Raw genomic sequence first — 16,577 nt, 5'->3', positions numbered from 1 at the left:
AGGCGAAAAGATAAGATAGAGGGATGAGCGGATTTCTAAGAATTCTCCTGATTGCGGCGGGCGGGCTGCTTTTTGCGGCGGGGCTGGCCGCCTACGTTTATGTACGGCTGAAGCTGAAGCCGAAATGGCACGAGATTGAGGAAACGTATTACGAAATTGAAGAGGCCCATCCGGCCATGCGGCGGTATCAGCGGGGGCTGCAAATCAGTATGGCCCTGATTGCCGCCGCAATGCTCCTGCTGTTTCTCGGAGCCGTTCTCTAATCAGCCCTTGATGCAGACCAGAGGGACTAATTTGGCGACCTTTCGGGCTAAACCTGCCTTGTCGGAGACCTCGACAACCTCGCTGACATCCTTATAGGCACCCGGCGCTTCTTCCGCCAGCCCCCGCATCGAAGCACTTCGAATCAGGATTCCCCGTCCCTGAAGAGTTCGGATGATTTCCTTGCCGTGCCAGCGTTTGGTGGCGGCGGTTCGGCTCATCTGCCGGCCTGCCCCGTGGCAGGAGGAACTAAGCGAAAGTGACTCGGCTTCTTTTGTGCCGACCAGGATATAGGAAGCCGTGCCCATCGTTCCGCCGATAAGAACGGGCTGACCGACCGAACGATATTCCGTCGGAAGTCCCGGATGTCCCGGTCCCCAGGCACGGGTTGCCCCCTTTCGGTGGACGAAAAGACGGCACAGCCGACCGTCGATTTCGTGTTCCTCCTCCTGACAGGTATTGTGCGAGACATCATACAGAAGACGGATTTGCGAGCCGGGCATCTCTTTCTCGAAAACCTCCCGAACCAGATGCATCAAAATCTGACGATTGGCCAGGGCACAGTTGATGCCGCTTCGCATGGCTCCCAGATAGCTGCGTCCGACCTCGGATTTGAGCGGCGCACAGGCCAGTTCCCGCTCGGCCAGTTCAATGCCCGCTTCATGGGCCGCCGTCGCCATCTTTTTCAGGTAATCCGTCCCGATTTGATGACCCAGCCCGCGCGAGCCGCAGTGAATGCTGATTTTGATGTCGCCCTCCTCCAAACCAAAGGCCGCGGCGGTTTGGGGGTCATAGATTTCTTCAACCTTCTGAATCTCCAGATAATGATTGCCGGAACCGAGGGTGCCCATTTCCTCCTGCTGGCGTTTTTTTGCCTGGTCGGAGACTTTGGAGGGGTCAGCACCGGGAAGCCGGCCTCCCGATTCGATAAAGCGAAGGTCCTCGGCTGTGCCGAAACCCTGCTGGACAGCCCATACCGCCCCACCCGCCAGCACTTCATCCAGTTTGGGAATGGAAAGGGCAATCTTGCCGGTGCTGCCGACGCCGGCGGGAATATGGCGAAAGAGAGCGTCCGCTATGCGCTCGCGATGCGGGAGGAAATCTTTTTCCTTCAGCCCCGTATGCATCGTCCGCACGCCGCAGGCAATATCAAACCCGACGCCGCCGGCGGAGATGACCCCGCCCTTGTCCGGGTCAAAGGCTGCTACACCGCCGATACAGAAGCCGTAGCCCCAGTGGGCGTCGGGCATCGCATAAGAATAGCCGACGATGCCGGGCAGACAGGCCACATTGGCCACCTGACGGGCGACCATGTCGTCCATCTCGGCAATCAGCGACTCGGAGGCAAAAATCAGGCCGTCCACGTGCATTTTGCCCGTTCGCTCAATCAGCCAGCGGTATTCATCTCTGCGTTTGACCAGTTTGCGGTCCATAAAGACTCCTCAAACATCTACAACACACTGGGCAATCCACCGTCCATCCTCAAAGGCGACTTTCAGCATCTGATACGTTGCCGCCTTGGCCTCGACGGCCGCCTCGTGCCGTACGGGGTCCATCCGCTCGCCCCACAGTACGCCTGTGAGGGTATCGCCGGAAATCTTCACCTCAAAGCGGGAAAAAAACATCTTCCGTGTGTCCGCTTCATACAAAATCTGGTTGAGCCATTCGGCCAAAAGCAGCTCTCTGTCGTCCATCTGAACCGAAACCGATACCGGCTCGAGGGGGCGAACCTTCTGCGGATTGCACATGACGGCCATCAGGGCATAGGCGGCCTCTGCGAAGGCCTCTTCAAGCGTCGCCCCGATTCCCCGGATGCCGATATCCGCCTGATGGGCAAAATGCTCCCACATACGAGAGCGTTCTCTTAATAGCGGTAATGCTCAGGTTTGTACGGGCCTTCCATCGGGACTCCCAGATATTCGGCCTGTTTGGGCGTCAGTTTGGTAATCTTGCCTCCGAGGGCCTCAACGTGAAGCCGGGCCACCTCTTCATCCAGCTTCTTGGGCAACGTATAAACGCCGGGTTTAAGATTCTCCGTTGCCAGCATAATCTGGGCCAGGCACTGATTGGTAAAACTGTTGCTCATCACGAAGCTCGGATGCCCGGCTGCACAGCCGAGATTCACCAAACGCCCCTCCGCCAGGACTATAATCGAGCGCCCGCTTTCGAGGGTCCACTTGTCCACCTGCGGCTTAATCATCTGCTTTTTGCACTTGGGGTTGTTTTCCAGATAGCTCATCTGGATTTCGCTGTCAAAATGACCGATATTGCAGACAATCGCCTCATCCTTCATCCGCTCCATATGAGCGCCGGTAATCACATCGCAGCAGCCGGTCGCCGTCACGAAGATGTCTCCGATAGGGGCGGCTTCGTCCATTGTCGTGACCTCGTAGCCTTCCATCATCGCCTGCAGCGCGCAAATCGGGTCAATTTCCGTAATCAGCACACGGGCCCCGAAGCCGCGCATAGACTGGGCACATCCCTTGCCGACATCGCCGTAGCCGCAGACGATAACGACCTTGCCGGCCACCATCACACCGGTAGCCCGCTTGATGCCGTCGGCCAGCGATTCCCGGCAGCCGTATAGATTGTCAAACTTGGACTTGGTGACCGAGTCGTTAACGTTAATCGCCGCAAACGGTAAGTCCCCTGCCGCCTGCAGCTGATAAAGCCGATGAACCCCCGTGGTGGTTTCCTCGGAAACCCCTCGAAGGTTGGCGGCAATCTGCGTCCACTTGGTCGGATTTTGTGCATAGGAGGCCGCCAGCCGGTCCATTACGATGCTGAATTCCTTGTTGTCGTAGGTGCGTTCGAGGAGGGACGGGTCTTTTTCCACCCGCATCCCCTGGATGACCATCAGGGTAGCATCCCCACCGTCATCGACAATCATGTCCGGCCCCCCGCCGTCCGGCCACGTAAGGGCCTGTTCGGTACACCACCAATAATCCTCCAGCGTTTCCCCCTTCCAGGCAAAGACTGCCGTACAGCCGGCCTTGGCAATCGCTGCGGCGGCATGGTCCTGCGTGGAAAAAATATTGCAGGAGGCCCAGCGGACCTTCGCCCCCAAAATCTCCAGCGTCTCAATCAGCATCGCCGTCTGGAGAGTCATATGAAGACTGCCGGTAATTTTCAGACCTTTGAGGGGCTGACTGGGCCCGTATTTCTTTCGGATAGCCATCAAACCGGGCATTTCCTTTTCGGCCAGTTTCATTTCCCTTCTTCCCCAATCCGCCAGTGAAATATCCGCCACCTGGTACGGCAGACTCAAATCCACCGGCCGAACCTTTTTCCGCTTTGTATTCTGAATCGTATCCATCCAAAATCCCTTTCTTTATCATTTATAGGGTTATCATACTTCTTTTCCATTCTGCCTGCAACGCTTCTCAGCAGGTTTATAAAGGACAAAACCCGTCCTGATAATTCTTTTTACAAACAGAATAAATTAATTCTACAAACAATCCTTTACAGCAAAACGAAAAATGATATATCTATGCCGTTTTCAAAAAGTTTTTTTCTTTCAGGAAAATGTTTATGCCGGAGATTATGCCCATATCCCAAACAGGGTACGAAAAACTCAGAGAAGAACTGCGCAGTTTAGAAAAAGAAGCCGTTGAAGTCAGACAGCGCGTCGCAGAGGCACGTGAACAGGGTGATTTGCGGGAAAACGGCGAATATATTTACGGCCGTCAGCAGCTGGGCTTTATTGAAGGGCGAATGGCCGAAATCCGCGGAAAGCTGAACTTTTCCAAAGCAATTGACTGTACCCAGATTCCCACGGAACGGGCAGGTTTCGGTACGGTTGTCAAAGTCAAAGACCTCGATACAGGAAAAATCCATGTCTATCACCTGCTTGGCCCGTATGATTCGGACTTGACCGACGACAGCATTTCCATTCTCTCCCCTGTCGGCCAGGCATTGAACGAATGCACCGTCGGCAGCCGTATTTCTGTTAACGTACCACGAGGCGAACTTCATCTGGAAGTCCTGGAAATCCAGAAATCTCCCATCCGTTAAACTCGACTGTGTTTTGAATCCCACAACGCCAGCCCCGAAATCAGCCGATTCATAATCTGATTTCTTTTTGAAACGAAAAGAACTGGATATACATTATCCCGTACTGTTTTTTTGCCCTAAATCATTTCTTCTTACCAAATTTTCTTTCTCAAGATATAGGCAAATGCAGGAAAGAAAAGAGAAGTCCATAAAAAGGATAAATAATGTCCGCTAATGATAATGAGCGTGTAAAGGTTTTCTTAAATCTTTATTCGACATACCAGCATCGCATTTACGGATTCATTATGTCCATTATCGGCAACTGGGATCAGGCAGACGATATCCTTCAGGAAACGATGAGCGTGCTCTGGAATAAGTTCGAACAATACGCACCCGGAACGGACTTTTTATCCTGGGCAATGAAAGTGGCCCATTTTCAGGTGCTTTCACATATCAAAAAGCAAAAAATTCAAAACAAGTATTTCAGCCGCAAGACCATAGAAAATATCAGCGAAATAGCTGCTTGCTCTTCAGGCGAGAAGGATGAATCCCTGAAAGCACTTCGCCAGTGCATTAAAAAGATGTCAGAACGAAGCCGGCAGCTTCTTTCTCTGCGGTATGAAGACGGGGCAACCATCCAGAAGATTTCCCAGCGGATTCAGGAAAGCGTCAACAGTCTCTACAAGGAATATCAGAGGATTCACTATCAGCTCTTCCAGTGCATCCGCAGACAAATGGGGTGGGACGCATAACAATGAAAAATGCACGAGACATCCAGAGAATGTTTGAACTGCTGGACGCCGTCCGGGAAGGCACAATCCGTCCCGAAGAGGTGGAGGAACTGGACCGCATTTTGGCGGAGGACAAAAAGGCCTGCCGGTTTTATTACGAGTACTTCAATATGTGTGCCCTTCTGCGGAGCGGCAAGGCCTTTGAGCCGGCGCTGACGGTGCTGCCGCAGCCGGGAGATTCTGTGCACGATATGGCGTTCTGGAAGGCCATGGCCCGGGAGGAGGAAACGGTACCGGGGATCGAGCGGCCCGCCGGGCTGAAGGAAACGTTCGAACCGCAGCCGAAAGCGGAACCAGGCCGGGTTCCCGCGCGAGTCAGCCGACTGTCCATTGTTTCCCTGGCGCTGTCTGCCGCTGCCCTGATATTCCTGATTGGGTATGCCCACATTGTTTCTCTCAAACGAGGCATTGAAGTTGCTACGTTAACGGACAGCATTAAAGCGGTCTGGGCAGACCCGACCCTTTTGCTTCGCAATTCTTCCCGGCTGTCCACGCATCAGCATCTGGTTTTGTCCAAAGGAATCGCCGCCCTGAAAACAGACCAGGGCGTCTCGCTGACCATCGAGGGTCCGGCGGAATTTGAAATGAAGTCAGGCCATGAGATTCTGCTGACCTACGGGCGGCTTTATGCGCAGGTCTCTGCAGAAGGAATTGGATTTACAGTCCAGACCCCAACCGCAAAAATGATTGATTTAGGAACAGAATTCGGCGTGCAGGCAGACCTGAACGGTTCATCCGAACTGCATGTGATGAAAGGCGCGGTGCAGCTGTTTGCAGGTCCGAAAGATAAGCCTCATATCAGTCTGATCGTTCGGGAAAACAACGCTGTTCGATACAATAACCAGACCTTTGAGATTTCAGAAGTTCGTCTTGAGAAATATAAGTTTGTCCGCTCGTTTGATTCCAAAAACCAGACCGTCTGGCGGGGGCAATCTTATATCTGCCTGGCTGATATTGTAGGCGGAGGAAACGGCGGCGGCAGCGGAAAACGCAATCAGGCCATCGCCTGGGACGGACAAAGTCTTCTGGATGCCCGCCAGATTAAACCGTCTGTTCAAAGCCTTCGGTCCTATATTCCCGTTCGGTTCAGCCCTTACATTGACGGAATTTTCATTCCGAACAGTCAGGGGGAACCGACCCCTCTTCGCTCTGAAAATGCAGAACTGAATCTCGATGCCTTCCTGAAAGAAGATACCAACGGCCTGGTTACGCTGATGGTGATGAAAAAAGGTTCGGATGATGCCTCGATTTATTGGTTTTTCTCTAAAGAGGGAGCCCAGGGAGATCCGGCAAAAATGCCTTCGTTGTATTTCCCGCGGGGCCGGAACGGTCAGCCTGTTTTTGTGACAACAGCAGACGGGGATGGAGCCGACACCTACCTGACCAATGATGTGATGAACCAGACCTGGCGCCGGTACGGCGGCTCCCAATTTCTGCACTGCCGCTATATCCAGGACCAGCGGGTTCGAATGATTTTGCTGCGATTTGACATCCGTCAGGTAGAGGACGTAACCGGAGCTGTTTTAAATCTTTGTCTGGACAGCGGCAACCGCAAACGGAGCTTGTCAGTTTACGGTCTTCGAGACGGTCCGGAGGACCTCTGGAATGAGAGTGAGATAGATTACCGCACAGCGCCGGGTTTCAAGAGCGCTCCCTTCGGACGCTTTGAGCTGGATGAGGCGGCCTGGAAAGAGCTGGGAGTTTTCCGTGTAGTGGACAATCGAGCCTCCCGCAGGCCGATTTCGATTGTTTCGGACAGTTCGCTTCAGTGGGTTGCAGCGGAAGCGCAAAGCCGGACGAACCTTGCCATAACGAATGCAGACGAGATTCCCGACCCGCTTTCCCCGGAGCGGTTTGTGCGTCTTCAGCTCGGCGGTCAGATTTGCGGGACCGACAACCCGGCCATTTTGATGCACGCCAATGCCGGAATTACGTTTGACCTGAACGCTCTGCGAGCCGAATACGGACGCCTGAAATCCTTCACGGCTCTGTGCGGACTGTCGCCGGCCGGTTCCCAAGAAAGCCGAACCAGCGTCCCCAAAGCCGGTTTTTATGTCCTTCTGGATGGACGGGAGGTTTTTGCAGCTGAAGATATGACACCCGACGATGCCCCCAAACCAATTCATATCTCCCTGCCGCCGGAAAGCCGCTGTCTGACCCTGATTGCTGCGGAAGGGTCTGATGATTCTATCGACAATGACTTGTGCCTGTTTGCCAAACCCAGGATTCATCTGGAAGGAGCAGGGAATTGAAGGCAGAAAGGTTTTAAAGATGAAGACCGGAATGAAAACAAAAAGATGTTTTATTCATTGTAACTTTTTTTTGGAGGATTTCCTTATGAGAACGGCATGGGCGATTGTTTTGTTGTGTATGGTCGGATTATCGGCACGGGCGGACATGATTGTCTCCACTGCGGACGGAAACGGTGCGGATACCTTCGTCGGCAATGACAGCAACAAAGGTCCGAACAACAACTACGGCGCCAGCACCACACTGGACATTCGCAATTATACCAATGTGCGTGCCCACATTGGATATGTGCGGTTCGACATCACGAGCATCGGAGGCGTGGATCCGACGGGAGCTCGTCTGCAGCTGTTTCTCACGCAGGCTCAAAACTCTCGAACCTGGAACATTTACGGGGTCAAGGACGGTCCGAATGATTTCTGGAATGAAATGACGATTACCTACAACAACAGCCCGTGGATGCTTCCGGCTTCGTCAGGCAATTTTGCTCTGGATGAAACGAAGGTGACTTTGCTGGGAACCATGTTTGTGCCGGCCGGGGGCAACCAGCTGCGCACATCAGACCCGGCTTCTCTGGATTTGGCCTCTTTCATTAAGCAGGACACGAACAATCTGATTACGCTGATTCTGGTAGGTCCGGCGGATGGAAGCGGCACCCAGTACTACGTTCTGACGAAGGAAGGGCAGGCCGGTGCAACAGACCCGGCGTTTGTGGCACCGCGGCTGGTTTTGCCTGCCGTTCCCAATCCGTTTTGGGCGGCCAATCCGAACCCTGCGATGAATCAGGTTGTTTCCACCAATCTGAACCAGCTGTGCTGGAGCAATCCGGAGCCCAACTCGCCCGGCGGCATCATTACCTGCGACGTCTATTTCGGCACCCGGGAGCCGAATCGTCTGGCGCCGAATTATGATTTGGAATATACACTGGCCGTCAATACGACAAACACCTGTGTTTCGCTGCCGGTCAGTCTGGCTCAGTTTACACGCTATTACTGGGTTGTGGATGTGCGTGATTCTTCCCAGCCGGGTATTCTCCATCGCGGCCGAGTTTGGTCGTTTAATACATTCAACCTTGGACCTTCTGTCAACACCGGAGCCGATCAGTACATCTGGTTAGGACATCAGGGGACCCCCGGTGTTGCCGCCGCTTTCTTGAATGCAACCGTAACGGATGACGGTCTGCCTGGACCGCTGACTTATTTATGGGAACAGCTGAGCGGTCCGGCTGTCACAATCAGTCCCAATAATGTCGAAGATATTACGGTGGTCTTTACAGAGGCTGGAGACTATACCTTCCGTCTGACCGCCAGTGACGGGGCGGAATCCAATTCGGATTCCGTGCGGATTTTTGTTGGGGCGGACGCCTGTGCGGCGGCCAAAGCGGTGCCCGGATTTGCCGCAAATCGGATGGACTTCAATAGCGACTGTCTGGTCAATCTGGCTGATTTGGCAACCTTTGCCGCCCAGTGGATGGACTGCCGAAGCCTGTCCTGCCCGTAACGGGACGATGCATAGAAGGCAGAAAGGTCATAAACCGGCGGGCGGATGCGAGGCCGCCCGCCTTTTCAGAAACTCTGTTTCAGGAGGTTGGAAAGATGAAAAGAGTTCTTTTGATTCTGACGATGGTCCTTTGGGTTTCTGCGGCCCAGGCCATTTTGATTACCACCGCAGACGGAAATGGGGCTGATACTTTTGTGGGCAATGACAGCAACAAGGGGCCCAATAACAATTACGGCGCCGGAGGAACCCTGGATATCCGCAACAATCCGGGAGTGCGGGCTCACATCGGCTACATCCGATTTGACCTGAGCAGTGTCAGCGGTGATTTGAGCGGAGCCCAGCTGCAGTTTTATGTGACACAGGGCGGAGCGACCCGAACCTGGAACATTTATGGTTTAATCGACGGTCCAGATGATTTTTGGGGCGAAATGAGCATAACATACAACACAGCTCCCGGGATGCTTCCGACGGACCCGCAGGCCAACGGGACGTACATCATTGATGACACCAAGCTGACCCTGCTTGGGACGGTTCTGGTTCCGAATACACAGCCGGTTCTGGTGACCTCCAGCACCGCGAGTCTGAATCTGGATTCATTTCTGACATCGGACGCAAACAAACTGGTCACCCTCGTGCTGATTCCCACAGGAGCGGACCGGCAGTTTTATGTTGCGGCCAAAGAAGGTCTTGCATCCAACCCGACCTGGTCAGCTCCGACGCTGATTCTGCCGAATGCCGTGCCGGAACCTGCCTCGCTGATGCTTCTGGCGGCCGGCAGTTTGCTGTGTCTTGCAAGAAAACAAAAACGGTAGGCGCGTTCACGGGGCATTTGCAGGCATTAGGAAGGTCTGCAAATGCCCTTCTATAACCGCAACCTTCCTTCAAGGAGTGAAACGATGCGCAAAAGCGGTTTTACGCTGATTGAACTGCTGGTCGTAATTGCCGTCATTGCCCTGCTGCTGACGATTGTAATGCCCGCTCTGAATTTGGCCAAAAAGAAGGCAGCCTCGGCAGTCTGCTTCAGCAATCTGCGGCAGATGTCCACCGGCTGGTTTATGTATCAGGATGAGAACGGGGGGCGAATTATGAGCTGCCGAATGGAAAACGTCGGGACCCAGACCGCCTGCCAGCAGGGCTGGATCGGACAGCCGCATCAGGAGACCGACACCGCAAGCTCGTCTCTGTCGATGACGCAGACGGCCCCGCCGGTCACCGATGAGGATGAAATCCGGGGCCTTCAGAAGGGGAAACTGTTTCCTTATCTGGGCACGCCTGAAGTCTATCACTGTCCGGCAGACAAACTGCGCAAAGGATGCGACGGCACGCCCTTGTTTGTGAGTTATGCGATGCCCTATTGTCTGAACAACGGCACCAGTAATTCCATCCGAAAGATGGGGGAAATCAATCCGCCCAGCGAACGGTTTGTCTTTGTGGAAATCGGCACATACGGGTCCCGCAACTGGACCTGGAACGGGTGGTGGTCGCTGGCGGCCCCCAGCACCACGTCCGAGCCGTGGGGACTGCATGACCCGCTGGCCGTCAGCCATGGAAGCAGCGCCGTATTCGGTTTCGCAGACGGTCATTCGGAAATCCGCAAGTGGAAAGACACGGTTGTGCTGGAGCACTATGCCAAAGGGGCGAATATGAAACCCGGGGAGCTGTACGGGGTAACCTATCCGCCTGCCGGGACACGCAGTGAAGACATCGAATGGCTGTCCACCGGCTGGGCGCTGCGGCCGAAACCTCGGTAAGGCTCCTTTGCGAGGCAAAATCCTTTTATCAAAGCGGTCCCAGGACAGAGAGACTATCGAATGCTTCCGAAAAGATGTTCTATGCTGATTTTCCTGCTGCTCGGTCCTGTTTGTCTTCACGGGGATAATTTATCTGCCGGCCGGAAGGTGTATAATTTCAATCCCGGCTGGAGAGTTTTTGTCGGGGATTCGGCGGACGCTCCAAGGCCGGATTTCGATGACTCCGCATGGAAACCGGTGACTCTGCCTTATGCATGGAACCAGGAGGAGGCCTTTCGAAAAGACATTCGGGACCTTTCGACAGGAATTGCCTGGTACCGCAAGCGTTTTGTCCTGCCGGAAGGAACAGCCGGACAGAAGGTTTTTCTCGAATTCGAAGGCATCCGTCAGGCCGGTGAGTTTTATCTGAACGGCCGTTTCCTCGGGCGTCATGAAAACGGTGTGACGGCGTTTGGGTTTGACATCAGCAATCTGGCCAAACCGGCTCCGGAAACCAATGTTTTGGCTGTCCGGATAGACAACAGCTGGGACTATCGGGAAAAGGCGACCAACAGCCGTTATCAGTGGAACGACCGAAATTTCAACGCCAACTACGGCGGAATCACCAAAAATGTCAAACTGCATATTGCCGGAAAACTATATCAGACCCTTCCTCTCTATACTACACTCGGAACGACCGGTGTGTATATCTACGCCCGGGATTTTGATATTCCGAATCAAACGGCCGTTGTGTATGCAGAATCCCAGGTCCGAAACGAAACCGATTCGGCTCAGACCTTTCACTTCGAAGTGAGCATTCGGGATGTGAACGGGCAAATTGTAAAGACCTTTACGAGCATTCCCTATACGCTGGCACCGGGAGGCACAGCCGTTGTACAGGCCTCCGCACGGGTTGAGGGGCTGCATTTCTGGAGTTGGGGATACGGGTATTTGTACGATGTGATTACACGATTAATCAAAGACGAAACGGCGGTCGATGAGGTTCGCACGCGGACCGGTTTTCGGAAAACCGAGTTTCGCGACGGGATGATTTTCCTGAATGACCGGGTCATTCAGGTGAAAGGATATGCCCAGCGAAGCACCAACGAGTGGCCTGCCGTCGGGGTTTCCGTGCCCCCATGGATGAGCGATTTCAGCAACCATTTGATGGTGGAAAGCAATGCCAATCTGGTCCGCTGGATGCATATTACCCCCAGCAAACAGGATATAGAATCCTGCGACCGCATCGGGCTGATTCAGGCGATGCCGGCGGGGGATGCGGAATCGGATGTGAGCGGGCGGCGGTGGGAGCATCGGCTGGAAGTCATGCGGGATGCAATCATTTATAATCGGAACAATCCGAGCATTCTGTTTTATGAGGCTGGCAACAAGGGAATCAGCGAAGCCCATATGGCGGAAATGAAGCACATCCGGGACTGCTGGGACCCGCATGGGGGACGAGCGATAGGCTGCCGAGAGATGCTCGACAGTCAAATTGCCGAATACGGCGGAGAAATGCTCTATCTCAACAAAAGCGCTCGTATCCCGGTGTGGGCGATGGAATATTCACGGGATGAGGGGCTGCGGAAATACTGGGATGAGTACTCGCCCCCCTATCACAAAGACGGCGAAGGGCCTCGTCGGGGCAATACACCGCCGGAGCCGTACAACCGCAATCAGGACTCTCACGCAATCGAAAATGTGATTCGCTGGTACGATTACTGGGAACATCGACCGGGAACAGGCCGTCGGGTCAGTTCCGGAGGCGCTAATATTATTTTTTCCGATACGAATACGCATTATCGCGGAGCGGAAAATTACCGCCGAAGCGGGGAAGTTAACGCGGTGCGGCTGCCGAAAGACGGCTGGTTTGCACATCAGGTGATCTGGGACGGCTGGGTGGATGTTGAGCGGCCGCGAATTCATCTGCTGGGACACTGGAACTACCAGCCGGGTGTCAAGAAGAATATTTACGCCGTTTCCAGCGCCGAAAAAGTCGAATTATTCATCAACGGCCGTTCAATGGGCTTTGGAGAGCAAAGCTGTCGGTTTCTCTTTACATTCCGCGATATCAACTGGGAGCCGGGGACGATTTGGGCTGTGGGTTATGATGCCCAGGGCCGGGAAGTCTGCCGAACGGAGAAAACCACAGCCGGTCCGCCGAAACGGATTCGGTTAACGGCTCGCACAGGACCGAAGGGACTTCGAGCGGACGGAGCTGATATGGCTCTGATCGACGTGGAAGTGGTGGATGCCGAAGGCCGCCGCTGCCCAACGGCCTTAAACCTGATTCGGTTTGAGCTGACCGGACCTGCAGAATGGGTGGGCGGCATCGCGCAGGGCCCGGACAATTATATCCTGTCCAAAGAACTGCCTGTTGAGTGCGGTGTAAACCGGGTGATGATTCGTTCCACCGTACAGGCGGGACAAATCGTTTTGACCGCCGCTTCGGAGGGCCTGGAGGAAGCTCAGATTGAAATCACGTCCCTTCCCGTCGAAGTCGTCAATGGTCTGTATGCCCAGATGCCGGATGCCGAGCTTGTCGGCTATTTAGACCGCGGTCCGACACCGAAAGGTCCATCGTTCCAAATCAGCCGCATTCCGATTTCTGCTGCCCGGATTGCGGCCGGAGCCAATCCGGAACAGACGGCTTTGACTGTCGATGATAATGAACGGACGGGCTGGGAAAATGACGGAACACGTCGGACGGCATGGCTCAAATACGAATTTTCCGGAGAAACCCTCGTCAGCGAAGTGGATATCAAGTTTGGCGACTGGCGAAGGCGGACATATCCAATCCGTATTCGAGTCGATGACAAAATCGTCTTTGAGGGAAGGACTCGCCAGAATCTCGGCTATTATACCGTCCGATTTGAGCCGGTTCCGGGGCGGAGCCTGACAATCGAGCTGACCGGCCGCTCCGAGGAACAGGATGCCTTCGGGCTTGTGGAAGTCACCGGTCAAAAAGACGAGGCCGGAAAGGAAACAGCCGCATCAACGGCCAGAGGGACTCTGAAGATTCTCGAACTGGAAATCTACGCTCCGGCGAACAAACTGTAAAACAGCTCTTTATTTTGGGGGTTTTATGAAATTCGGAACAGTCATTCGGCCAAGCATATTAGCGTTGTTTCTTATTGGAGCTGCCGCTTTTCCGGAAGTTATTTTATCCACGGCAGATGGAAATGGGGCCGATACCTTCGTCGGCAACGACAGCAATAAAGGTCCCAACAGCAACTACGGCAGCTCTTCTACAATGGACATTCGCAATTACACGGGTGTGCGGGCCCATATCGGATATGTCCGATTTGACCTCAATCCCATCCGCAGTCGGAATCTGTCGGGGGCTCAGCTTCGGCTGTTCATCACCTCCGCCCAGAACTCCAAAACATGGAATATCTACGGAGTCAATGACGGTTCAGACGACTTCTGGAATGAAATGACCATCACATACAACAACAGCCCATGGATGCTTCCGGCCGCATTGGGCAATTTTGCTCTGAATGAAGCGAAGGTGACTTTTCTGGGAACCCTGTATGTCCCGGCCGGTTCGAATTATACGCTGACTTCCAGTCCGTCTTCTCTGAATCTGGATTCTTTTCTTGCCGGCGATACGAATGGGCTGGTAACGTTTGTTCTGATTGGCCCGGCAGACGGCAGCGGTTCGCAGTATTACGCCGCCACGAAGGAAGGGATTTCCGCCCCTGCCATCATTTTGCCGAATGCCTATTGGATTGAGCCGGCCAATCAGCCGCAGCCGGACGGCACTCAACCCGTTTCCGGAGACAATGTAGTTTTCAGCTGGCGGCCAGGGCAGATTCCTCATCCCACGGAACCCGGACAGACAATTGCCGACCCGAAAATTACGGGCTTTTATCTATACTGGATTCAATATCCTCGGAATTCGGAGCCTCAAACTCCTGATTTTTCCGGCGTAACACCCGTCTATGTTCCGCGAGGCACGCAGGAGCGGGAACAATATCCGATATCCAGTCCCGGTCTTGCCTTTTCAAAGAATCAGGTGGTTTACTGGCGTGTTGATGAATCCGTTTATGGTTCCCAGGCAGCGGCGCCGGAGACAATCTTAGGGCCGGTCTGGCGTTTTGAAACGGAGCAGTCGGCGCCTCCCCGCCGGTATATGGAAAATTTAGGACGCGGTGTGGCTGCTGTGCGAAACAGCAGCGGAGTTTTTGTCAGCTGGCGTCTGCTGGGAACTGACCCGGAAGACATCGGATTCAATCTTTACCGTTCTGCAGCCGGCGGCTCCCCTGTCAGACTGAACAACTCTGTTCTGACCGGCGGGACGAACTTTACCGATACGACGGCCAATCTTTCTGTGAACAATACCTACTTTATCAGACCAGTTCTCAACGGAGCGGAACAGGCGGCAAGCGGTTCTTATACACTGCCCGCCAACAGCCCGGTCCAGCCGCTGATTGTGATTCCTCTGCAGACAACCAATACGGATGAGATTCACTTTGTCTGGGTAGGAGACCTGGATGGGGACGGCGAATATGATTTTGTGCTGGACCGTCTGAACTGGGAGGGCCGCCCTCAGTCCATCGAGGCATACCGGCGGGACGGCTCTTTTTTATGGTCCGTCAATCTGGGTCCCAACAGCACGAATACCTATACAATCGAACCCGGTTCGGCCACCATTGATGTAGGACACTGGGATGGGGTCACGGTGTACGACCTGGACTGCGACAGAAAGGCGGAGGTTGTGCTTCGAACCGCCCGGGGTGTGGTTTTTGGGGATGGAACCGTTTTGACAGCCCCCGATGACCTGGTTCAGTTCATTTCTGTTTTAAACGGAATGACCGGAACGGAGCGAGCTCGAATTCAGATTCCAACCGACTACATTGCAGACGGCCCGATGGGAGCGCACATGGGTATCGGCTATCTGAACGGCAAAACGCCGAGCATCATTGCCACGATGAAAAACCGTATCGGCGATGGAGATTTTAATATGATGATTTGTGCCTGGGACTTTGACGGGACGGCACTGACCCAGCGATGGAAATGGCTTCGCGGGTCTCAAAACTGCCCGGACGGCCATCAAATCCGCATCATCGATGTCGATGGGGATGGAATGGATGAGGTCTGTAATCTCGGCTTTGTCCTTCGGAACAACGGAACGCTGCTTTACAATCTCGGAGAGCAGGGAATTGTTCACGGAGACCGCTGGCATATCGGCAAATTCGACCCCAGCCGGCCCGGCCTTCAGGGATACGGCATTCAGCAAAGCAATCCGAGCGGCCTGCGGTTTTACTACTACGACGCCGGAACCGGACAGATTCTCTGGTCTTATTCTGCATCCGTGGTGGATGTGGGACGCGGAGATGTCGGGGATACAGACCCGCAGTATCCGGGTTTCGAATGCTGGGCATTTGACGGCATGTGGAACGGCCCGGCAGGGATTCAGATTGCTCCGAGCGCCCCGTGGCCCTGTCTGCGTCTCTGGTGGGACGGAGATGAACTGAGTGAAAGCTACAATGACGGCAAGATTGAGAAGTGGATTTACAGTACGAGTTCCGTTTCGCGGCTTGTAACCACTTGGAATTACGAAACTTACACCCGCAGCGACCGGGGCTGTCCGATGTTTTACGGTGATATTCTCGGAGACTGGCGGGAAGAGGTCATCGTGACAAACAGCAATTATACCAAGCTGGGGATTTTTACCACAAATGTCCCCACCAGCCGGCGGATTTACGCCCTGCCGCACAACCCGGCCTATCGAAACGGCATGACAGTCAAGGGATATATGCAGTCGCATCATGTCGATTTTTATCTGGGACATGGAATGAGCACACCGCCCAAGCCGCCGATTCGCCTGGCGGGTGTTCCTTTCCATCCAACGGATTTGGTTCGAGACGGAAAAATTGACTTGAACGACTTTGCCGTCATGTCTTCACAATGGAGAAACTCCCCTGCGGCTCCATCGGCGGATTTAGCGCCTGTTGGCGGGGACGGGCAAGTCAATCTGGCCGACCTGGCATCGTTCTGTGAGAACTGGCTGACTGAAGATTCAGACTGATGCTCGTTCAATGCTTTCGCA

At 54.1% G+C, this 16,577-nt stretch carries 12 protein-coding genes; 9 read left to right on the top strand and 3 right to left on the bottom strand.

Features of this window, described 5'->3' with window-relative positions; genetic code table 11:
* Positions 1 to 23: 23 nt before the first annotated feature.
* Positions 24 to 263, top strand: coding sequence for a hypothetical protein (locus tag PKY88_05100; GenBank protein HOQ04570.1), 240 nt, complete (start codon positions 24 to 26; stop codon positions 261 to 263).
* Here PKY88_05100 and PKY88_05095 read toward each other — a convergent pair whose 3' ends face one another.
* The 3 genes from PKY88_05095 to ahcY are packed head-to-tail and all read right to left on the bottom strand — an operon-like array spanning position 264 to position 3,577.
* A complete protein-coding gene (locus PKY88_05095; protein ID HOQ04569.1) occupies positions 264 to 1,694 on the bottom strand; it encodes an RtcB family protein in 1,431 nt (476 codons plus the stop codon).
* Positions 1,695 to 1,703: 9 nt separating this feature from the next.
* Positions 1,704 to 2,111, bottom strand: a complete 408-nt coding sequence (locus PKY88_05090) for an archease (GenBank protein HOQ04568.1) — start codon at positions 2,109 to 2,111, stop codon at positions 1,704 to 1,706.
* Between the two features lie 14 nt (positions 2,112 to 2,125).
* Entirely contained in the window at positions 2,126 to 3,577 is a 1,452-nt protein-coding gene (ahcY, locus tag PKY88_05085; protein HOQ04567.1) for an adenosylhomocysteinase, read from the bottom strand.
* A 215-nt stretch (positions 3,578 to 3,792) separates the two neighbouring features.
* Between ahcY and greA the strand changes: the two genes are divergently transcribed.
* The 8 genes from greA (at position 3,793) to PKY88_05045 (ending at position 16,556) form a co-directional block, all read left to right on the top strand.
* Positions 3,793 to 4,275 (top strand): transcription elongation factor GreA, encoded by a 483-nt coding sequence (gene greA / locus PKY88_05080; GenBank protein HOQ04566.1) that lies wholly within the window; start codon positions 3,793 to 3,795, stop codon positions 4,273 to 4,275.
* Between the two features lie 203 nt (positions 4,276 to 4,478).
* The gene (locus PKY88_05075) at positions 4,479 to 5,006 is read left to right on the top strand and encodes a sigma-70 family RNA polymerase sigma factor (protein HOQ04565.1); all 528 of its coding nucleotides are present in this window, start codon (positions 4,479 to 4,481) and stop codon (positions 5,004 to 5,006) included.
* A 2-nt stretch (positions 5,007 to 5,008) separates the two neighbouring features.
* Positions 5,009 to 7,297 carry an NPCBM/NEW2 domain-containing protein gene (locus PKY88_05070; protein ID HOQ04564.1) on the top strand — a complete coding sequence of 763 codons (2,289 nt, stop codon included), beginning with the start codon at positions 5,009 to 5,011 and terminating at the stop codon, positions 7,295 to 7,297.
* An 85-nt stretch (positions 7,298 to 7,382) separates the two neighbouring features.
* Positions 7,383 to 8,792, top strand: a complete 1,410-nt coding sequence (locus tag PKY88_05065) for a DNRLRE domain-containing protein (protein ID HOQ04563.1) — start codon at positions 7,383 to 7,385, stop codon at positions 8,790 to 8,792.
* Between the two features lie 95 nt (positions 8,793 to 8,887).
* The gene (locus tag PKY88_05060) at positions 8,888 to 9,604 is read left to right on the top strand and encodes a DNRLRE domain-containing protein (GenBank protein ID HOQ04562.1); all 717 of its coding nucleotides are present in this window, start codon (positions 8,888 to 8,890) and stop codon (positions 9,602 to 9,604) included.
* A gap of 84 nt (positions 9,605 to 9,688) precedes the next feature.
* On the top strand, positions 9,689 to 10,543 hold the full coding sequence (locus PKY88_05055; GenBank protein ID HOQ04561.1) for a type II secretion system protein: 855 nt from the start codon (positions 9,689 to 9,691) through the stop codon (positions 10,541 to 10,543).
* Between the two features lie 81 nt (positions 10,544 to 10,624).
* Positions 10,625 to 13,582 (top strand): DUF4982 domain-containing protein, encoded by a 2,958-nt coding sequence (locus PKY88_05050; GenBank protein ID HOQ04560.1) that lies wholly within the window; start codon positions 10,625 to 10,627, stop codon positions 13,580 to 13,582.
* Between the two features lie 25 nt (positions 13,583 to 13,607).
* Entirely contained in the window at positions 13,608 to 16,556 is a 2,949-nt protein-coding gene (locus PKY88_05045) for a DNRLRE domain-containing protein (GenBank protein HOQ04559.1), read from the top strand.
* The last annotated feature ends 21 nt before the right edge of the window (positions 16,557 to 16,577 follow it).

Source organism: Anaerohalosphaeraceae bacterium (assembly GCA_035378985.1).
In the GTDB taxonomy this organism is placed as follows: Bacteria; Planctomycetota; Phycisphaerae; order Sedimentisphaerales; family Anaerohalosphaeraceae; genus JAHDQI01.
The sequence above is the reverse complement of the archived record's forward strand: the minus strand, read 5'-3'. Positions and strand labels throughout refer to the sequence as shown.